Origin of the sequence: Prevotella sp. tc2-28 (assembly GCF_900107705.1) — a bacterium.
Classification (GTDB): domain Bacteria; phylum Bacteroidota; class Bacteroidia; order Bacteroidales; family Bacteroidaceae; genus Prevotella.
This window is the reverse complement of the sequence record NZ_FNRE01000005.1, coordinates 68976-89938: the sequence shown is the minus strand read 5'-3', so window position 1 is coordinate 89938 and position 20963 is coordinate 68976. Positions and strand designations below refer to the sequence as shown.

Genomic DNA, 20963 nt, shown 5'->3' with positions numbered 1-20963 from the left:
TTTACATTTCAAACTTTGCAATTAAACTCTTCTGCAAAGATAAGGAAAAATATTCAAATGACAAAGCAATCAGACGTTTTGTCTTTACGAAATTTGTGAATTTATGGAAAATGTATTACTTTTGCACTCCAATGAGTGACAATAATATTCCCCATCCCCTTGTCGCCATCATTCCCGTGGTGGTGCTTATCGTGTTTCTGTCCATCGTTATTGGCCTGTTTGGGAGCGACTCGCTGAGTGGAGGCTCGCAGATAGCGCTGCTGATGGGCATGGCTGTCTGTGTGTGCATCTCGATGGGCTTCTATCGGGTGCCGTGGAAACAGTTTGAGAAGCAGATCATGCACACCATTGGCGAGGTGAGCATTACGCTGCTTATCCTCCTGTGTGTGGGCATGCTGAGCGGGTCGTGGATGGTTAGCGGTATTGTGCCAACCTTGATATACTATGGTGTGCAGATGATGTCGCCGCAGTTCTTCCTGGTGTCGTCGTGTGTCATCTGTGCACTGGTGTCCTTGTCGTCAGGCAGTTCGTGGACAACCATAGCCACCATCGGTGTTGCCCTCTTGGGTATCGGTCACGCGCTAGGCGTTTCGGAGGCGTGGACGGCAGGTGCCATCATATCGGGTGCCTATTTCGGCGATAAGTTGTCGCCGTTGAGTGATACGACGATTCTGGCATCGTCGGCAACGGGTACAGACCTCTTTGTGCATATTCGCTACATGATGCTGACCACGGTGCCGACCTTCTTGATTTCGCTGGTTATCTTCCTGGTGGCAGGACTCAGCAATGGTGTTGAGGAACAATTGCATATATCGCTCTATACCGAAGGCTTGTCCAGAACGTTCAATATCTCGCTTTGGACGCTGTTGGTGCCCTTGTTGACGGGTGTAATGATAGGACGCAGGGTTCCCTCACTGATAGTGCTGTTCGTTTCTTCTGTGATGGCTGGCATTGTGGCGCTGATACTACAACCTCATATCCTCATGGAGATAGCCGGCTCGGAGAGTCTGACGCGCGGACTGGCTATTACCTTTTACGGAGCTACCCATGTTGATACGGGCAGTGCAGAACTGAACGAACTGGTGTCGACGGGCGGTATGGCTGGTATGCTGAATACTATCTGGCTCATCCTGTGTGCGATGTGCTTCGGCGCTGCAATGGTGGCCAGCGGTATGATAGAGAGCCTTACCAGAGTCATCGTACAATGGGTGCGCAGTCGGTTGACACTGGTCTCGTCGACGGTAGGAACAGGCATTTTCCTCAATATCACCACCGGCGACCAATTTATCTCTATCGTACTGAATGCCGATATCTATAAAGAGGTATACAAGGAACAGGGTTACGAGTCGCGGCTGTTGAGCCGTACCACAGAAGATGCCGCAACGGTGACCTCGGTACTGATACCTTGGAACACGTGCGGCATGACACAATCTACGGTGCTTGGCGTGCCTACGCTAACCTATCTCCCGTATTGTTTCTTCAATTACCTGAGCCCCCTGATGAGCATCTTCATTGCCGCAACAGGTTGGCGCATCTATCGTAAGGCAACCTCAGCAAGTTGACGATTCTTCTTTCTTCTTGTTTTCCAAATAGCCCCAAATGGTGAGCTCCTTGTCAGCCAGCGGTGTCTTGAAGAAGAAACTGGCCACATAGCCCACGACGAGGACGATGAGGTGGCTGTAAACGCCCAGCATGTACTTATGGTGAGCGAAGTTCCAGTTGCCCAGGTCTATCAGCGTCTGCTTCACACCGTCGCCGTCGATGTCGACCTTCGTCGAGGTCAGCACGGCGTATGCGGTATAGAGCACGGCGGCTGCGATGCCGATGTAGAGGCCCTGCTTGTTGGCACGGCGCGAGAACAGTCCGAGGATGAAGATGCCGACGATGCCTGCCGAGAAGATGGCGTAGAGCGAGAACAGCGCGCCCAGCACGCCCTCGCCGCCCCAGGTGATATAGAGACAGGCTACCCCGATGGCTCCCAGTCCGGCAACCACCACCATCCACTTGCCAAAGCGCAGTTGTTGCTGGTCGGTGGCCTCCTTGCGGAAGCGCATGTAGTAGTCTTGTACGGCAATGGCCGACAGACAGTTCAAGTCGGAGTCCAATGACGAGATGGCTGCTGCTGCCAGTGCGGCAATGATGAGACCACGGATGCCTACGGGAAGCTCATGGGCGATGAAGTAGGGGAATACCTCGTCGGCCTTGATACCCTCAGGCAGCAGGGGAGCACCCTGTGCGTGGTAGTAGGCGAAGAGCGCCGTGCCGATAAACATGAACAGCGCCCAGATGGGAACCGACATCAGCACGCCAATATAAGCCGCCTTTTTGGCCTCGTGGTCGTTCTTGGCAGCCAGATAGCGTTGCACGATGGTCTGGTCGGTGCCATATTTCTGCAAGGCATAGAAGATGCCGTTGAGCACCATCACGATGAACGTCAGCTGCGTCAGGTCCCAGTCATAGGGACCGAACGAAATCTTGTCGAAATCAGAGGCGATACGGAACGTCTCCGCCGGTCCGCCCTCGATGCCGAACATGAGGATGCCGATGCAGATGATGCCGCCACCGATGAGCAGGAAACCCTGCGCCACGTCCATCCACACAATAGCCTCCATGCCGCCAAACAGCGTCAGCACGATGATGGTCACGCCCAGGATGAGCACGATGGTGTAGATGTTGATGTCAAGGAATGTCGCCAGTGCCATCGACACCAGGAAGAACACCGTGCCGGCCTTCGAGAAATGGCCCAGCGTGAAGGCGAACGACGAGTAAAGACGGGCAAAGAGTCCGAAGCGGCGCTCGAAATACTCGTAGGTCGACAGGCGGATGACCTTGCGGAACAACGGCACGATGATGCCGACGAGTGCCAACAGGACAATGGGCACCATCAGTCCCTGTACCAATAGTATCCAGTTGTCGGCATAGGCGGCACCCGGGTAGGCGAGGAACGTCACACTCGATATCAGCGTGGCGAAGATGCTGATGCCCACCGCCCAGGCGGGAATCTTGCCACCTCCGGCAAAATACTGCGACGTGTCTTTCTGCTTGTGGGCGAAGTACATGCCCACGACGATGGCAGCGGCTATCGACAAAATGACGATGATGTAGTCAATCCAGTGCATCTCTTATCGCTTTTTCTTCTTCGGCAGAAAGACGGGTCAGTGGCATGAGCATCCACGGCTCACAAAGTCCTTTGGTCTGCATCATCACCTTTAGGGCGGTGAGACTTTGTCCGAGCGTACGGTCCTTCTGGTAAATCTTGGCTATCTCGTTGGTCTCGTCCTGCAAGCGGTTGGCTGTTGCCCAGTCGCCCGCCACAGCGGCATCGAAGAGCTGGCGGAACATCTCAGGCACATAGTTGCCCGTAGAGGGCACGATGCCGTTGCCGCCCAGCTCCAGCGAATGGGCACTTTGTGCTGCCCATCCGCAGAAATAAGCGAAATCGTCGCGACCCTTGGCAATGTCGATACACTGAGCCATGCGCTCAAGGTCGCGCTCAGAGTCTTTCAGACCGACAATATTCGGATGGTCTGCCAGCCGCTTGATCACGTCGACGGGAATAGACATGTGCGTCGTCGCCAGGATGTTGTAAAGCATCAGCGGACCCGTGATGCAGTCGGCCAGCGTCTTGTAATATTCGTACATCTGGTCGGCAGTCAGCGCATAATACGTAGGCAGTGTAGCCACGATGACGTCGGCACCCAAGGCGGTGTAGACCTCAGCTTGGCGCACCTGCTCGGCAAAGCAGTTGCCCGTCAGTCCGGCATAAATCAGAATACGGCCGTCGGCAGCCTTGACGGCTGTCTCAACGAACAACTGACCGTCGGCCTGGCTTACGCTGTTGCCCTCGCCCGTCGTGCCCATCAGCAGCGGGGAAACCTGATTGTCAGCAAAGAAATGGATAATACGTTTGACGGCTTCCACGTCAAGCCGTCCGTCCTGGGTGACGGGGGTTACCATCGGCACCACCACGCCGCAATACTTAGAATTGTTCATACGTCCTGAAATAGTTTGTTTTTTATTTCAAGGACGTATGAACAAGGGAAAAGTCATCAGTTAGAGGGGGTAGTCCTCGAAAGCATACAATACCGTGCTCAGGTAACGCTCACCGGTATCGGGCAACAGCACCACAATCTTCTTGCCTTTGTTCTCGGGGCGCTTGGCAACCTGGATGGCGGCATAGAGGGCAGCTCCGGCAGAGATGCCTACCAGCAAACCTTCCTGCTGGGCAATCTCACGACCCGTGCGGATGGCGTCGTCGTTCTCCACGTCGAACACTTCGTCGATGACGTCGGCATTGTAAGTCTTGGGAACGAAACCGGCACCGATACCCTGAATCTTGTGTGGACCGCTGGGCTGTCCGTTCAGTACGGCACTCGACTTTGGCTCGACGGCAATCACCTTCACGTTGGGGTTCTGCTCCTTCAGATACTTGCCCGTACCGCTGATGGTACCGCCTGTACCCACACCGCCAATGAAGATGTCTACCTGACCGTCGGTGTCGCGCCATATCTCCGGACCCGTCGTGGCATAGTGCTTGGCGGGGTTGGCACCGTTCTCGAACTGTTGCAGGATAACGCTGCCGGGAATGGCGTCGCGCAACTCCTCGGCGGCGCGGATGGCACCTGTCATACCGTCTTTTCCAGAGGTGAGACGCACCTCAGCACCGTAAGCTTTCACAAGGTTCCTGCGCTCCACACTCATGGTCTCAGGCATGGTAAGGATAAGATGGTAGCCCTTGACGGCTGATACCAGTGCCAGTCCTACGCCTGTATTGCCGCTGGTGGGCTCGATGATGGTGGCGCCAGGCTTCAGGATGCCCTTCTGCTCGGCGTCTTCAATCATCGCCAGGGCGATACGGTCTTTTACGCTACCGCCAGGATTGAAATACTCTACTTTGGCAATCACGGGTGTCTCCAGTCCCTTTGCCTGTGAATACTTGTTGAGCTCAAGAAGTGGGGTGTTGCCGACGAGCTCGGTCAGCTGTTTTGCAATCTTTGTCATATCCTTACCATTTTAAATTAAATAACTATTTCTGAGTGCAAAGGTACGGCGTTTTTCTCATTCGTGCAATACCATTTGCGGGTTATTCGCATACCACATATATGGTATTTTACTGGAAATCGTGATCTACAGCTGCCGCAACGCAGGAATCGGACCATACATTCTCTGCCGTTTCTACCATATCTATAATAGTGTAGATAGGCAGGATGATACCCAAGATAGCTACGGGTGCGCCGATGCCGGACATTAGCGAGAGCGTCAGGAAAAAGCAGCCCATGGGGACACCGGCATTGCCTATCGCCGAGATGACGGAGATGACAATCCAGAACAGCATGCTGGTCAACGTGAGCGGGATGCCGCCGTTCTGCATCACGAAGAGTGAGGTGACTACGATGAAGGCTGCACAGCCGTTCATGTTAATCGTCGTGCAGATGGGAAGCACGAAACGGGCAATGTTCTGCTGGATGCCCAAACGGTTCTCGGCAGTGTTCATCGTTACTGGCAGCGTGGCTGCACTGCTCTTCGTGAACAGGGCCATCAGCACGGCAGGCATCATCTTGCTCAACACATGCACGGGGTTCAGTCCTCTGAACAGTAAGAACAAGGGCAGCACCACGAAGAACTGAATGACGTTGCCGCCCAGTACTACCAACACATATTTGCCAATGGAGTCGGCTACCACGCCTGCAGACAATTGTGCCGACAGTTGGGCTGAGAAGGCCACGATGCCAAGGGGTAGCGTCCAGATGAGCCAGTGGATGAGCACGAAGAGCAGTTCCTGGAGTCCGAGCAGTCCTTTCACCACCACCTGCTTGTTTTCTGTATCCGGCAACTTCGACAGTCCGATGCCTGCAGCAAATGCCAACAGCAACAGCGAGAGTACATTGCCCTCAAGGAATGGCTTCACGATGTTGTTGGGAATGATGCTGATGAGGTGCGAACTGTAAGAAGGAGGAGACGAGAGCGTGTTGAGGTTGGGGGCGAATGCCGTGAGTTGAGAGGAAGGCAGATTGCCCGGGGCTATCAACACAAAGAGCAACACACCGACGGCTGCGGCTGCAAAGGTGGTGAGCAGGGTGTAGGTCAGTGTGCGGCCGAATATCTTGCCGGAACCCTTCGAGCCGAAAGTGGCAAACGTCGTTATCACAGCCAACACAATGGTTGGTACCGCCAGCAACTGAAACAGTCGCGTGTAGATGGAGGCGATATAGCTCACCGTGTCGTTGAGCCATTCGATGCCTAGTAATCCTAACAGGGCACCCGCAAGGAGTGCCCCAATCCATATCAATGTTCTTTTCATCGATGCAAAGGTAGGAATTTTTTTTTATTTCTTATGCGTCTGTCGCCAAGTATGTATATAATCTACCAGCTTTCTCAGTAATTCCTGATCGACATCGTTGAAGACGGAATCGTCTGCACCGAAGATGAAGTTGGCTGGTGCGTCCTTCAGAATCTCGTCCACTTCTGCCTTCAGTGCTGTGAGATTTCCCTCCTTCAGTGCCTGGCTGCGATTGTTGAGTCCGCCAAGCACAGGGCGACGGAACAGTTTGCTGATGTCTGCAAGACTGAGTCCCTTGCCCTCCCAGTTGTGGAGAGGTGGATTGATGATGCTGCCGGGATAGTCGAGATAGTCGTCAAAGGTCTTGGTGGTAAAATGACCACCACTTTCGCAGATGTGAAGGATATTAAAAGGTGCTACCTCAGCTGCTACGTCACTGAGTTGACGGTCGTACGGCTTGAGAACGTCAACAAACACACCACCGCCGAACTCCTCCAGGTCGTCACCCTGACTGGAGATATAAAAACCGTCGGCACCTGCCTTACGCGCTTCGCGGATGTAATAGACCAGGCTTTTGGTGACAGCCTCAAGAGCTGGTTTGATTGCCTTGGGGTCTTGCTTGATGATTTCAACGATGCGTCGGCGTCCGTCACGATCACTTGACAGTTGGGCTCCTGCCGTCTGAATAAGAACGCGAAGGGGAGAGAATACAGTAGGAATAATAAGTGCCTCATGTCCTAGCTCGTGCTTGAGTTGGCGAATCACATTCAGTTGCTCCTCCCATGTCTCGGGAGCAAAAGACTTGATGTTCTTCCAGTCTTTTTTGCTGCTGACAGCCTGAATCTCCGGGAAGTATTCATACTTGACATTGACGAAGTCCACGTGGGTGGTCTTATACCAGTCAATGTGTGACTGCACGGCCTTCTGACCTGTCTTGTCCTTGAAGTGGATGTTGAAGAATACAGGCACATAATCGTTGGCGCGACTTTGGTCCAGTACTTGCCACAGCAACTCTCGCTTATTGTAATCGCTTGAGGTTTGTGCTACACTATAGGTTGCTGATACGGATGCAACAGCGGCGATGAGCAGCGAGTTGCGAAGGGTGTCTAAAACTTGCTTTTTCATAATTCTTCTATTTTTAATGGTTACTTTTTCTTCATGTTTATTTCTTCATATTTGATCATTTCCATCCCAGTGCGCTGTATGGATCGCCCGTGGTTTCACCGGCATATCCCCAATTCTGTTGTAAGTTAGGATTGAGCACTATCTGCGTCTCAGGGACGGGGAGATAATAGTTGCGGGTAGAGATGTTCTTGTATTTCAAATCGTCTGCAGGAACTTTCTCTTTGATGGTCTTTACCAAGATGTGCCAGCGCTTCAGATCAAACCAGCGATTACCTTCTGTGACGAACTCACGGTAACGCTCATCTTGTACGGCTTGACGGAATTGTTCCTTAGAAAGACCGGCAAGTACGAGGGGAGTACCGTTGGATGGCTTCTCCTGCTGACTGCTATACGGATTCCAATAGGCACGACGGCGGATGGCATTCAATGCTTCATAGGCCACAGCGGTAGGACCGTTTAACTCGTTTTCAGCTTCGGCCTTGACCAACAGAACCTCTGCATAGCGTAATACGGAAGAACTGGTATTCTGTCCAGAGATATACGGTGCACTCTCATTGGCCATGTATAACGTGTCGATATATTTGCGGAAACGAAGACGCTCGAAGTCGAAATACTTTCCTTTGGATGGGTCGAATAATCGCAGCGTGACGGAAGCATCACGGCGCTGGTCGTGGGCGTCAAACTCGTAGTAAAGGTTATTGTTGATAGCCGCGATGACGGGTAACTTGTTGTTGTCGAAACCTGTTGAGAAGACACAGTGTCCTGTGACATTCCTGTTGATGCCGAACTTATGCTCTACGGTGAAGATTAACTCCGGACCTTCTTTCTTGTCAAGTGACCAGTTGTCGATGAACTTGTCTATCAACTTGTATTTTCCAGAACTGATAACCTTATTGGCTGCTTCGATGGCTTTCTGGTATAATTCTGCCTGATGGGCCTTGGAATATTCTGAATCTGTCTGTGCCCAGGTGATATACACTTTGGAGAGCAATCCCGATGCTGCTTGCGATGAGGCCTCACTGCTCAGCTTGGGAAAATCGGTGCTGATGGCTTCTGCTGCTGTCAGGTCTTCTGCAATCTGCTGGTATACCTCGTCTTTACTGGTACGCGGGGCTCCTTCACCCTCTCCATCGTGCAATACCAAGGGAACATCGCCAAACAAACGGACGAGGTCGAAATAGTATAATGCACGAAGGAATTTGGCTGAACCAATATAATTATCGCGGACTTGTGCAGACAATAGTTGGCTGTCGTTGACTTTATCTATCAGGATGTTGGCACGGTTAATCGCCTTATACCGATAGAGCCATGCTGTCTCAACAAAGGCATTGGTAGGTGTAATGGCAAAATCGCCGATCTCTGTGATGGCAGCACTGTTGGCAGTACCTCTTCGTGCATACTCACTCTGCAGGTCGTTCAGGAAGATAAGTTCATCGTTCCACGGTCCATTCATGCTACCGTCTGTCAATACTTGATAGACTCCGTTCAGGGCAACCTTGATGTCTGATTCATTCTGATAGAAATTTTCCTTGTCAATGGTGCTGATGGACGACTGGTCGAGGTCGGTGCAACTTGTAAGAAACAATGTTGCCGCAGCGATATATGTATAGATATTCTTTTTCATAACTTATAATGTAATGTTAACGCCTAATACGATTGATTTTGAAGTGGGGTAGGTAGCCATGTCTATACCTTGATAGAGCGCGCTTTGCTCGCTGGCTCCGTTGCGGCCACCTTCAGGATCATAACCTGAATAGTTCGTGATGGTAAAGAAGTTCTGCAACGAGAGATATAAACGCAGACGGGCATCACGTGTGACTTGCGGAACCGGAAGGGTATAGCCTAACTGGATGTTCTTTACTCTCAGATAACTGGCATTTTCCACATAGCGACTGTCTGACACTACCGTCAAGTCGTTGCTGGCTTTCTGAATCTCGTTCGAGGGGTGGGTCGGTGTCCAGCGGTCTGCCACAATAGCCAGACTGTTATAGTAAGTGGAACCTTTGGTCAGACGAGTGGCAAGGCCGTTGTAGAGTTTGTTGCCATACGAACCGGCAATGTTGATCAGTAAGTCCCATTGCTTATAACGTAGTGTGGTGCTCAGTCCGTAAGTGAACTTAGGCTGTGCATTGCCCAGTGTGGTCTGGTCTTCTGTGTTTACGACACCATCGCCATTCACATCCTCGTAGTAAGGATTACCTGGCTCCAACTTATTGATGGTTTGCGGAGTCAGCGTTGCGGCCTGTTCTTCTGACTGCACGATTCCTTTGAACTTATAGCCATAGAAAGTACCTAAAGGTTCTCCGACAGCAACAATAAGTGGTGAGATATAGCCCAGTGTAGCTCCATTGATGCTAGGGATGATGGACGATGCCTGTCCCAGTGAAGTGACTTCATTCTTGTTATGGGCTATATTCGCATTCACGTTCCATTTCCAGTCTTTGTTGTCAATTACCACGCCTGCTACTTCCAGTTCGATACCCTTGTTGGTAACGGATCCTATGTTACGGAGGGATGTGGCATAGCCCGTGACGCCTTCAACGGGAACTTGCAACAGCAGGTCGGTGGTTTTTTTATAGTATGCATCAAATGTGATGTTCAGCCTGTTCTGGAAGAAACCGCTGCTGATCCCCACATTATAGGAAGCTGTTTTCTCCCACTTCAAGTCTGGGTTGGCCTTGTTGACAATATAGTAGGCTACCGTTTCTTGTCCGTTATAGATGAATGGCAGGTCGGTGGGTGATACGGTGGCAGCAAACTGGTAGTCGCCAATTTCCTGATTACCTACGATACCTGCAGAAAGGCGGAGTTGCAGATAGTCCACTTTCTTGCCCAGATGGATAAACTTTTCCTTGTCGATGTTCCAGGAAAAACCGGCAGAAGGAAACCATCCCCATTTGTGGTTTTTGGCAAAGCGACTACTACCGTCTGCTCGAAGGGTCAACGAGGCATTATAGCGTGAGTCAAAGGAATAGTTTACACGTCCAAGCACCGATTGCAGGGTACTGATGACTCTTTCGCTGGTTGAACGATAGAGGTCGCTGCCAGCCGAGAGATTGTCATAACCTGTGGCGTCGTTGGCAAAATTGCGGACGGTGGTGGCAAAACCAGTACGGTCTGTTCGTTGCGTGGTATAGCCTCCCAGCAGATTGATGTGGTGTAGGCGATTAAAGGTGTTGTCATAGCTGGCAGTAAACTCGGCTTGCCATACGTTGGTACGGTTGTCACCTACAGAGGCTACGCCGTTATGCTCTAGTCCTGTAGTGGTGTATGATGGTGAATAGTTGTTCTGCTTCGTATTCGAAAGATCAGCACCGATGTCGGCCTTCAATTTCAGGCTCTTGATAACTTCCCACTCGGCAAAGGCATTGGCTATCAGTCGCGTGTTGCTGGTAGAAGTCTTAATGTTATAAAGGTCTGAAATGGGATTTCCCACTACGGTCTCCCCATTGCGCACGAACAGATCTTGACTGACAGGGGTCTGTGAATAGTTAAACGAACCATCTGCGAGATAAATGGGTTGTGTTTGTGGAGTGATCAAAGCAGACATCCAACTGTTGGCTGCCCATTTGGCTGTTTGCCCCGAGTTGCCGTGATCGACATTGCGTAGTCCTTCCAAATCGCTGTAGGCTCCAGTGGCATTGACGCCCACCAATAGGTTCTTTAGCACATTGCGCTCATAGTTGATGCGACCTGTGTAGCGCTTCAGATCGGTACCGATGATGATGCCTTGCTGGTTCTTGTATCCCCCACTGATTGTATATCGAGAATTCTCGTCACCACCAGCGAAACTAATCTGGTGCTCTTGCGAGAATGCAGTTCTCAAGGCAGCATCCTGCCAGTCGTAAGAGGCTGTAGGGGTAGGAAGTGGCGCATTAGGATTTAGTTCATTGTATAGGTCGGTAAACTGTTGGGCGTTGAGGAAGTCGAGTGTCTTGGCTGCGTGACTCCAACCGAAAGTTCCTGTGTAACTGATATTGTTCCGCCCGTGTGATCCTTTCTTGGTGGTGATGATAATGACACCATTGGCGCCACGTGTGCCATAAATGGCAGTGGCAGATACGTCTTTCAGAACTTCAACACTCTCAATGTCATTTGGATTCAGAAATGCCAATGGATCAAGGGCTGCATCACTGCCGGAAGCGCCAGTCGATGTGGAGGTTACGTCATTGTATACGATGAGTCCATCGATAACGTAGAGAGGCTCATTGCCTCCTGTGATACTGTTACCGCCTCGGATGCGGATGTTGCTGGTGGCACCAGGCTGACCAGAGCTGACAGAGATGTTGAGGCCTGCTACAGCACCTTGCAGAGCGCTCTCGACAGAACCCAATGACTGGCTCAGCAAGTCCTTGCTGACACTGGAAATGCTACTAGTCAATTCCAGTCGCTTTTGTGTACCATAACCTACCACTACAACTTCATCCAGCCTGCTGGAGTTATCGATAAGCGTTATCTCAACAGGCTCTTCAAAGTCATAGACATCAACGTCCAGTGGACGATAACCTACATATTCTACTCTGAGTGTCAGTGGAGCCTCTTTCTTGGTTTGCAGCGAGAAATTTCCGTCGATATCCGTCACGACACCCTTGCCGCTTTCACTTTTCACAATCACCGATGCGCCAATGAGTGCTTCACCGCTACGTGCATCCTTGATATGTCCCGTTATCAGCCCTTGTGCCAATGCATAGAGGGGACTGATTGCAACGAGTGTTGCAATAAATAATCTCTTTACCATAAGTCTACGTTTTGTGTTAGTTTATTTCTGTGCAGTCAATACTACCTTTATCTTTTCACTTTCTGCCTGAGCCAGTTTATGGTCTAGGTTTAGTAACCCGAATTCGTGATTGTATTTGGTGCCTTCATTAAGTACCCATTGCAGGAACTTGATAATGGTATCGTCACCATTCTTATAGGAGAAACCTACTTTTTCTACAGCTACTTCTGATATCTTGTCATTCTCGAGAACGGTGATGATGTCATCGAGTATGGCATCGTCAGAAAAGTTCTTCTCGATATTCTTCTTGACATTGATTCCGACAATGGTTAGGCCGCTCTTGATATGTCGACTCTTTAGGTCGAAAATGTTAGGCAGGGTATTGAAAGATACCCCTAACGGATCTTTTGATATTGCGGTGTTCAGGAAAAGGTCGTCGCCAGAGATGCGCTTGCCTCGGAAATTGCTGATCTCTTCGCCAAAGTTGTGGGCGAACGAAGATGCTATGGATGTCGCATTGCTGCCGCTGTAAATAACTAACTTTTCAAATTGCTTGTTTTTCTTTACATCCTCTTCGAAATCGTCGTTTAGGAAGTAAAGTTGCTTCAGCTTCTTCGAGTTCAGGTGCTTGCCTTCCAGCACTTTTGCGGCTTCACTGCCACTGGCTGTGATAGGCAGCACGGCGAACTCTCCAAAGAAAATGGTGGTATGGCTAAAATTTTCAGGCTTTGTATCATGATTGTCGAATACGACATTCAGGTCAACAGTTCCTTCATTTTGATTGCCTTTGGCTATTTGCAATTTAACGCCAGGCTGTGTTTTTTCATATTCACTAATCCATTTTTCTACCAGTCCTCGTGCAAATCGTGGGCTCTTGATGGTGCGCACGTTTTTGCTGGCATTAGTTGAATTACCTTCAGCCCAAGTGTTGCTGATGTTGATACTCAAAAATATGACGATTGCTAAAGCGATTCTTTTCATGTCTTCTATGTTTTATTTGTTCATTATCTATTATAATGTATACACTTCCCTTCATTGTCATAGCCATTAGGCAGCAACAATAATTTGACATTTGTCTACACATTCGTTTTTTCATAACTTTGCTTTTTTTATAGTTAAAAGATGATTGTAACGTTTCACAGTGCAAAGGTACGGCGATTCCAGTGCTTCCACAATCCCACGTGTACGGCATTCGCATACCAAATCTGTGGTATTTGACGATTTTCTTTGGCTTTTTACGCACTAATTTGTACCTTTGCAGCCAAAATTTTCAGAGCGATGGCAATAGACAGTGCAATATTCCGTAGGAGTGAGTTGTTGTTGGGAGACGAGGCGATGAAGCACATCGCCCAGAAACGCGTAATCGTCTTTGGCGTGGGCGGTGTCGGGTCGTGGTGTGTCGAAAGTCTGGTGCGCAGCGGCATCCGCCAGTTGACCATCGTAGACAGCGACCGCGTGTGTATCACCAATATTAACCGCCAGCTGATGGCGACGACGAAGACTGTTGGTCAGGTAAAGGTGGAAGCCCTGAAGGAGCGTCTGCTCACCATCAATCCCAAGGCTGAGATTACGGCGCTGCAGCAAATATTCTCTGCGGAGACGGCAGACAGTTTCCAGTTGGAAACCTATGATTATATTATCGATGCCATCGACTCGTTGAAAGACAAGACGACGCTCATTCTCCTGGCATGCCAGACGAAAGCCAAGCTGTTCTCGTCGATGGGTGCGGCACTCAAGCTGGACCCGACGCGCATCAAGGTGACAGAGTTCTGGAAGGTGAAGGGCGACCCGTTGGCTCGTGCGTTGAGGAATAAGTTCAAGAAAGACAAGGTGTTTCCCAAGCGCAAGTTCCTGTGTGTCTACAGCGACGAACTGCTGAAGAACCTTGGCCAGAATTCTACCTGCGGCACCGAACAGTGTATGTGTTCGAAAGCAAAAAGTGGTCCCGGAGACCAGCGTCTCCTGAACCACGAATGGTGCTCGTCGAAAGCCCAGATTAACGGCACGCTGGCGCATATCACCGCTATCTTTGGCTTTATGCTGGCAGGCTTGGTCATTCAGGATGCGACCAAACTATAAGTGGACCTCTTTGTCTACCACCTCCCCATTCAGGATCTTGAAGGAGTTCAGATGTACGCCTTCGTGCAGTGACAGGATGGCGTATCGGATGGTGGGGTCGTTAGCCAGCCGCAGGTCCTCCTGTGAGGGCCGTGATGGCGAGGCCGGATGACTGTGCCAGTTGGCGAGAATCTTCAGACTTTTGCTTCGTGCATGTTTCAGTGCGGCGAACTGGTCTTTCGGGGCGAACGAGAAATGCTCCGGCGAGTGGTCGATGTTCTCCATCCAGTAGTTTTCCGTGACGATGTCGCCGTCGGGGGTGGTTATGCCCAGCAGGTAGCCGCATGTTTCGTTGGGGGCTTCCTGCTGGGCTTGGTTGATTAATTCGTTGATGATATTTTCGGGGATGATCATGGGGCTAATTGGGCTAATAGGATTTCAGGTCGCACGCCGCCTGTTCGTAGTCTATCAGGTGTTCGATGGTGGGGTGCTCGCCGCAGATGGCGCAGGTTGGTCGCTGCTTGACTTTGATGGTGCGGAACTGCATGGTCTTGGCGTCGAAAGACAGCAGGCGGTTGGTGAGCAGTTCACCGATGCCGGTAAAGTATTTCAGCGTCTCGGTAGCCTGAATGGTGCCCAGCATGCCGGCAATGGCGCCCAGTACGCCGGCTTGCGAACACGTGGGTACGGCGCCGGCGGGAGGCGGTTCCTTAAAGAAGCAGCGATAGCATGCCGTGCCCGGCAGATGGGTGAACGTCTGTCCGTTGAATCGCAGTATGCCGCCGTGCGAGAAAGGCTTTCCGGCCATCACGCAGGCATCGTTGATGAGGAATTTCACGGGGAAGTTGTCGGTGCCGTCAACGATGAAGTCGTAGTGTTTGATGATGTCCAGTGCATTCGATGAGTCGAGGAATTCGTAGTAGGTGTCCACCTTTACGTCCGGGTTGATGGCCTTGATTTTCTCCTCGGCGCTTTTCACTTTCGGCACGCCCACGTCCTTGGTGAAGTGGATAACCTGGCGCTGCAGGTTGGAGAGGTCCACCACGTCAGCGTCGACGATGCCGATTGTTCCGACGCCGGCTGCGGCGAGGTATAGGGACACGGGCGCACCCAGACCGCCAGCGCCCACCACGAGCACGTGCGCATTCATTATCTTCTCTTGTCCCTCGACGCCGACGTCCTTCAGTAGGATGTGGCGCGAGTATCGCTGTATCTGTTCTTCCGTAAAATCAATCATAGCGGTAGCCAATTTTTCACTGTTCACTTTTCCTTTTTACCTGAAGCATCCTCCCCCCATGAAATACAGGAAGTCAACCTGGTCGCCTTCCTTGAGTTGAATACGCTCCCAGTCGTTGGGGTCGGCAAACTCCTCGTTCACCTGCACGCTGACCATTTCAGGCTGCAGCACGTTGTTCTGCTTAATCAGTTCGCTCACGTTGAGGGGCAGGCTCACTTCCTGCGCGTCTCCATTTACATAAATTTTTGCCATGGTTGTCTGAGTTTGAAATCACAGTGCAAAGGTACGGCGGAATTTTGGTTGCTGCAATCCCGCAGGAATGGTAAATGGCATACCATATCAAGGGTATGTGAAATGCCATGAATGAGCGATTGTGGGGGTGTGGATTTCGCCGTACCTTTGCACTCGAACTCAAACGCAAAATTATGGCAGAACAAAAGAAACTAAGCATCATCGCCTTCAGTGGCGATTTCGACAAGCTGACGGCCGTGTTTACATTAGGTACGGGCGCGGCTGCAGTAGGTTACGAGGTGAACATCTTCTTCACGTTCTGGGGCCTCGACGCTATCAAGCAGAAGCAGGGTCGCTCGCTGACGGGCGGCAACTGGCTGACGAAGATTTTCGGTTTTATGATGGGCGGACTCCGTGTGGCGCCCACCAGTCGTTTCAATTTCCTGGGGACGGGACCTAAGATTTTCCGCTACCTGATGCGCAAGAACAATGTTGCAACGCTCGAGGAGCTCGTCGACGCCGCCAAGGCGCTAGGCGTCAATCTGTATGCTTGCGAGATGGCCATGCACGTGCTGGGACTGAAAAAGGAGGATTTCATCCCCGAGGTGAAGGATGTGCTCGGCGTGGCATCGTTTCTGCAGCTGAGTGAAGGCGGACAGACACTGTTTATTTAGGATTGAAGAATTGAAGGATATGGCAACAAAAGTATTAGACATCACGAAGGAGCATTGCCCGATGACTTTCGTCAAGACCAAAATCGAACTATCGAAACTGCAGCCGGGCGACACGCTGGAGGTTCTGCTGACGGAGGGCGAGCCGCTCGACAACGTGCCGCGCAATGCCAAGGAACAGGGCTACAACGTGCTCGCCGTTGAGCACGTAGATGGTCCAATTTACAAAGTTTCGCTGGCGGTCGAGGCTAAATAGGTTCGATTTGTTAACACCAATTAATAACCGATTCAAATCGTTACGGTTTGTTAACACCGATTAACAAGCGACGCTAAATCGCCGCGATTTGAGCTCGGCGGTTGGAAAATGAGATTAAATCGTAAACATTATACATTCATCTAATTAAAACAGTATCAAATTATGGCAGACTCTAATTTACAGCGCAGTGTGACCACTGCTACCGCCAGAAGACTGGCGACGACCACAAAGACCGCCCCTCAGATGGGCTCCATCACCCCCCGTTTGCTCCTGAAGCTATTGCCCTGGGTGCAGGTGTCGGGAGGCACTTTCCGCGTGAACCGCACAAAGGTGGAACTTCGTAAGAACGACCGACTGCCCATTCAATACGTCAACGGCGTGCCGTCGTTTACGGCCAAGAACCTGAAGGCCATACCCCTGTTCTCCGAGTTCGACGACGAGATACTCCACCGCCTGGTGAGCTCGTTCGAGGCGAAAGAGGTGGACGTCGACAAGCTCTTCGTCGAGGAAGGCAAGGACAAGCAGCGCTTCTTCATCGTGGCCAGCGGACAGGCAGAAGTCATCAGCAAAGGTCCCCACGGCGAAGAACTGCGGATAGCCCTGCTGGGCGACGGCGAATATTTCGGCGAGGCCGACCTGCTGGACGAGCAGGAGTCCACCGTCTCCGTGCGCGCCATCACCCCGACGGTATTCCTGGGACTGAAGCTGAAGGAACTCATCAAGTTCATCAAGGAGGTGCCCGACTTCCGCGAGACATTCAACAAGGCCGTCGACAAGCAGCTGCGCCTGAAGGCATCGGTCAACGACAACGGCGAGAAGCACATCGACTTGGTGAGCGGTCACGAGGAGGACAACATCATCCCCGAAACATACATCGACTACGAGGAGAACCCCACGGAATACTCGCTGAACACGCTGCAGACCGTGGTCCGTGTGCACACCCGCGTCAGCGACCTCTATAACAATCCCTACAACCAGCTGGAAGAACAGCTGCGCCTCAGCATCGAGAGCATCAAGGAGCGCCAGGAGTGGGAACTCATCAACAACAAGCAGTTCGGACTGCTGGCCGCTGCCAACCCTGCCTATCGCATCACCACCCGCTATGGCGCCCCGACACCCGACGACCTCGACGAACTGCTGTCGCTGGTGTGGAAAGAACCCGCCTTCTTCATCGCCCACCCACGCGCCATCGCAGCCTTCGAACGAGAGTGCACGTGGCGCGGCGTTCCGCCCGTGACGAACGACCTCTTCGGCACGAAAGTCATCCTGTGGCGCGGCGTGCCCCTGATTCCGTCGGATAAGGTCGAGGTCGAAGGCCAGTACCTCACAGGCCGCGGCGTAGGCACGACGAAAATCATCCTGGTGCGCGTAGGCGAGAAGAATCAAGGTGTCGTCGGACTGCACCAGAGTGGCATCCCCGGCGAGATAGCCCCGTCGCTCTCTGCCCGACTGATGGGACTCGACAAGTTCGGCGTGGCTTCCTACCTGCTCACCAAATACTTCTCGCTGGCCTCACTGACCGACGACGCCATCGCCGTACTCGAGAACGTGGAGGTTGGCTATTATCATGACTATCAGCATAGGAAATAAGACCAGACCCACCCCCATACCCCTCCCTGTTGAGGGCGGGGAGTAATATGTAATGCTTATGATAGATATACAGAATATAGACGGCTACGGCATCGAGGACCCGGGTTTCGCCCTGCTTCGTGAAGTAGCACAGAAATACTGTCCCGAGGAACTGCAGGCCGAGCGCCAGGCCGTGCTGCCCGACGAGGCACTCGACCTCTCGAAACTAATGACGCCCCTCCCTCAGCAGGGAGGGGTCGGGGCGGGGCTGGGCGTCCGTCCCTTCGGCGAGCGCGAACTCTCAAGTCTGCACTACGAGGAGGCTGACACGCTGAACGCGGAGCAGATCAAACGCGACTTCCCCGTGCTCAACCAGAAGGTGAACGGCCACGACCTCGTCTGGCTGGACAATGGCGCGACGACGCAGAAACCGAATCAGGTCATTGACAAAATCACCGACTATTACCGCACGTATAACTCGAACATCCACCGCGGCGCCCACACGCTGGCGGCTCGGGCTACCGATGCCTACGAGGAGGCGCGCGAGAAGGTGCAACGGTTCATCAATGCAGCCAGCAGCGAGGAGATTATCTTCGTGCGCGGCACCACCGAGGGCATCAACCTCGTGGCGCAGACCTACGGACGCCAATACCTGACTCCGGGCGACGAGGTTATCGTATCGGAACTCGACCATCATGCCAACATCGTGCCCTGGCAGCGTGTCGCACAGGAACGTGGCGCAACGCTGCGCGCCATCCCCACCGACAAGAACGGCGACTTGATACTCTCTGAACTGGAACGGCTCATCACCCCGCGCACCCGGTTCGTTTCCGTGGGACATGTGAACAACACGTTTGGCACCATCAATGACGTGCGGCGAATCATTGACATCGCTCATGCACACCAGATTCCGGTGCTGGTAGACGGTGCGCAGTCGATAGCGCATACCCCTGTGGACGTGCAGGCCCTTGGTGCCGACTTCTTCGTGTTCAGCGGACATAAAATCTACGGACCTAATGGCATTGGTGTGGTCTACGGACGCAAGGAACTGCTCGACAGGATGCAGCCTTGGCAGGGGGGCGGCAACATGATTAAAGACGTGACCATTGAGCGCACGGAGTACAACGTGCCGCCGGCTCGTTTCGAGGCTGGTACACCCAACGTCGCTGATGCCATCGGACTGGGAGCCGCGCTCGACTACGTGAGTCGTCTGGGCATCCGTAACATCGAGGCTCACGAGCACCAGTTGACGGAGTATGCTCGCGAACAGCTCGGTCAGATTCCGGGACTGACGCTCATCGGCAATCCGAAGAACCGCGTGTCGGTGGTGAGCTTCGTGCTCGACGGCATTCCCGTGCCTGAGGTCGGAACGCTGCTCGACAAGGAGGGCATTGCCGTGCGTGCCGGTCACCATTGTGCCCAGCCTGCTCTTCGCGCCTTGGGATATGAGATGAGCGTGCGTCCCACCTTTGCGCTCTACAATACTCGTGAGGATGTGGACAAACTTGTGATGGCAGTAAAAAAGATTATTGGACGATAATGCAGTACGAAACAAAAATACTGACGACAAAGTATCAGAAACCTGATGCGTATGGGGCATTGTCAATGCCTGTCTATTATACGGCGGCGTTTGAGTTTGAGTCTGCCAAGGCCATGGGCGACGCGTTTTGCGGTCGCACCATGGCGCCGTCGTATGCTCGTATCGCCAACCCCACGACCACCTTCCTGGAGGAACGGGTCAGACAGTTGACGGGCGCCGTCAGTGTGACGGCACTTAATACGGGCATGACGGCTATTCATTATGCATTGACGGCTGTCAGTGCGGCAGGACTCAACATCGTGGCCTCGAAACATCTGTTTGGCAACAGTGTCTCGCTGATTCGCGACACCTTGGGCATGTTTGGCGTGGAACCGCGCTTCGTCGATTTCACGAAACCTGAGGAGGTGGCGGCGCAGATTGACGACAAGACTTGTGCCTTGTTCTTTGAGATCATCACCAACCCGCAGCTGTTTGTGGCTGATATTCGGAAGTTGGCTGATATCGCCCACAAGGCTGGCGTCCCTCTGATTGCCGACACGACGATAGTGCCCTTCTCTGCCTTCCGCGCCAGCGATTTCGGCGTGGACATCGAGGTGGTTTCAAGTACGAAATATATCTCTGGCGGCGGTACAGGACTCGGCGGATTGCTCCTTGATTACGGTCGCTTTGACTGGAGTCTGTCGCCATCGCCGGCTTTACAGGCTCGTGTGAAGCGGGTGGGGAAGAAACTGGCTTTTACGGCTCGAGTCAAGACGGAACTGGTGACCAATCTCGGTGGACTGATGACGCCGCAGGTGGCCTATATGGAAACGCTGGGACTTGACTCGCTCGATATCCGCTTCCGTCGTCAGGCTGAGACGACACTCTGGCTCGCCCGTCAGTGTCAGCAACTGCCGGAGATAAAACGGGTGAACTATACTGGCTTGGAGGATAATCCTTTCTATGAATTGTCGACGAAACAATTCGGGCCGTTGCCTGGCGCGGTCTTCACCATCGACCTTGAATCGAAGGAGGATGCCTGGGACTTCATCGACAAGTTGCAGACGATACGTCGCGCCACGAACCTGTTTGATCGCAAGTCGCTGGCCATCCATCCTGCCTCCACGATCTTCGGTCTCTTCACAGCCGAACAGTGTGCGGAGATGTCGGTCCTCGACACGACAGTCCGGTTAAGCATCGGTCTCGAAGCCGGTGAGGATTTGCTGGAGGATATCAAGAAATCCCTCTGATTGAGCGTTTGTTGATGCGGTGGGTGACAGAGAGTATGGACAGCTACCAG

General features: G+C 52.3%; 18 protein-coding genes. 7 read left to right on the top strand and 11 right to left on the bottom strand.

The annotated features are described in order from the left end of the window. Positions 1-131 precede the first annotated feature (131 nt). Positions 132-1562 (top strand): Na+/H+ antiporter NhaC family protein, encoded by a 1431-nt coding sequence (locus BLU47_RS06000; RefSeq protein ID WP_091959829.1) that lies wholly within the window; start codon positions 132-134, stop codon positions 1560-1562. On the opposite strand, the gene BLU47_RS05995 is transcribed toward BLU47_RS06000, so the two are convergent. The 8 genes from BLU47_RS05995 to BLU47_RS05960 form a co-directional block, all read right to left on the bottom strand. Then, on the bottom strand, positions 1551-3119 hold the full coding sequence (locus BLU47_RS05995; protein ID WP_091959827.1) for a sodium:solute symporter family protein: 1569 nt from the start codon (positions 3117-3119) through the stop codon (positions 1551-1553). The genes BLU47_RS06000 and BLU47_RS05995 overlap by 12 nt on opposite strands. Further along, positions 3106-3993: a dihydrodipicolinate synthase family protein gene (locus BLU47_RS05990; protein ID WP_091959824.1), complete on the bottom strand. Its 888-nt coding sequence runs from the start codon at positions 3991-3993 to the stop codon at positions 3106-3108. The genes BLU47_RS05995 and BLU47_RS05990 overlap by 14 nt, the downstream gene beginning before the upstream one ends. A 60-nt stretch (positions 3994-4053) precedes the next feature. After that, complete coding sequence (cysK, locus tag BLU47_RS05985; RefSeq protein WP_091959821.1) at positions 4054-5001, bottom strand: cysteine synthase A; 948 nt, start codon at positions 4999-5001, stop codon at positions 4054-4056. 109 nt (positions 5002-5110) lie between these two features. Then, on the bottom strand, positions 5111-6301 hold the full coding sequence (locus BLU47_RS05980; protein ID WP_091959819.1) for a dicarboxylate/amino acid:cation symporter: 1191 nt from the start codon (positions 6299-6301) through the stop codon (positions 5111-5113). Between the two features lie 24 nt (positions 6302-6325). Then, the gene (locus BLU47_RS05975) at positions 6326-7405 is read right to left on the bottom strand and encodes a uroporphyrinogen decarboxylase family protein (RefSeq protein WP_091959817.1); all 1080 of its coding nucleotides are present in this window, start codon (positions 7403-7405) and stop codon (positions 6326-6328) included. Between the two features lie 55 nt (positions 7406-7460). Beyond that, positions 7461-9029 carry a RagB/SusD family nutrient uptake outer membrane protein gene (locus tag BLU47_RS05970; RefSeq protein WP_091959815.1) on the bottom strand — a complete coding sequence of 523 codons (1569 nt, stop codon included), beginning with the start codon at positions 9027-9029 and terminating at the stop codon, positions 7461-7463. A 3-nt stretch (positions 9030-9032) separates the two neighbouring features. Next, positions 9033-12143, bottom strand: a complete 3111-nt coding sequence (locus BLU47_RS05965; RefSeq protein WP_091959813.1) for a SusC/RagA family TonB-linked outer membrane protein — start codon at positions 12141-12143, stop codon at positions 9033-9035. 21 nt (positions 12144-12164) lie between these two features. Then, positions 12165-13103: a hypothetical protein gene (locus BLU47_RS05960; RefSeq protein WP_143025488.1), complete on the bottom strand. Its 939-nt coding sequence runs from the start codon at positions 13101-13103 to the stop codon at positions 12165-12167. A 297-nt stretch (positions 13104-13400) separates the two neighbouring features. Between BLU47_RS05960 and BLU47_RS05955 the strand changes: the two genes are divergently transcribed. After that, positions 13401-14201, top strand: coding sequence for a tRNA threonylcarbamoyladenosine dehydratase (locus BLU47_RS05955; protein ID WP_091959808.1), 801 nt, complete (start codon positions 13401-13403; stop codon positions 14199-14201). Here the strand turns inward: BLU47_RS05955 and BLU47_RS05950 are convergent. Genes BLU47_RS05950 through thiS form a run of 3 tightly spaced genes read right to left on the bottom strand, consistent with a single transcriptional unit; the run spans position 14196 to position 15669 of the window. Next, positions 14196-14594: a M67 family metallopeptidase gene (locus tag BLU47_RS05950; RefSeq protein ID WP_091959805.1), complete on the bottom strand. Its 399-nt coding sequence runs from the start codon at positions 14592-14594 to the stop codon at positions 14196-14198. The two genes, BLU47_RS05955 and BLU47_RS05950, sit on opposite strands and share 6 nt — an antisense overlap. A gap of 13 nt (positions 14595-14607) precedes the next feature. Continuing rightward, entirely contained in the window at positions 14608-15414 is an 807-nt protein-coding gene (locus BLU47_RS05945; RefSeq protein ID WP_091960166.1) for a HesA/MoeB/ThiF family protein, read from the bottom strand. Positions 15415-15453: 39 nt separating this feature from the next. After that, a complete protein-coding gene (gene thiS / locus BLU47_RS05940; RefSeq protein WP_091959803.1) occupies positions 15454-15669 on the bottom strand; it encodes a sulfur carrier protein ThiS in 216 nt (71 codons plus the stop codon). 173 nt (positions 15670-15842) lie between these two features. On the opposite strand from thiS, the gene BLU47_RS05935 reads away from it, so the two are divergent. The 5 genes from BLU47_RS05935 to BLU47_RS05915 all read left to right on the top strand — a co-directional run bounded on the left by BLU47_RS05935 (position 15843) and on the right by BLU47_RS05915 (position 20913). After that, positions 15843-16322: a DsrE/DsrF/DrsH-like family protein gene (locus tag BLU47_RS05935; RefSeq protein WP_091959800.1), complete on the top strand. Its 480-nt coding sequence runs from the start codon at positions 15843-15845 to the stop codon at positions 16320-16322. Positions 16323-16341: 19 nt separating this feature from the next. Continuing rightward, a complete protein-coding gene (locus BLU47_RS05930) occupies positions 16342-16575 on the top strand; it encodes a sulfurtransferase TusA family protein (RefSeq protein ID WP_091959798.1) in 234 nt (77 codons plus the stop codon). A 162-nt stretch (positions 16576-16737) separates the two neighbouring features. After that, positions 16738-18165, top strand: a complete 1428-nt coding sequence (locus BLU47_RS05925) for a family 2B encapsulin nanocompartment shell protein (RefSeq protein ID WP_091959796.1) — start codon at positions 16738-16740, stop codon at positions 18163-18165. Positions 18166-18223: 58 nt separating this feature from the next. Then, the gene (locus BLU47_RS05920) at positions 18224-19684 is read left to right on the top strand and encodes a cysteine desulfurase (RefSeq protein ID WP_091959793.1); all 1461 of its coding nucleotides are present in this window, start codon (positions 18224-18226) and stop codon (positions 19682-19684) included. After that, on the top strand, positions 19684-20913 hold the full coding sequence (locus BLU47_RS05915) for a PLP-dependent transferase (RefSeq protein ID WP_091959790.1): 1230 nt from the start codon (positions 19684-19686) through the stop codon (positions 20911-20913). Before BLU47_RS05920 ends, BLU47_RS05915 begins: the two co-directional genes overlap by 1 nt. Positions 20914-20963: the final 50 nt, after the last annotated feature.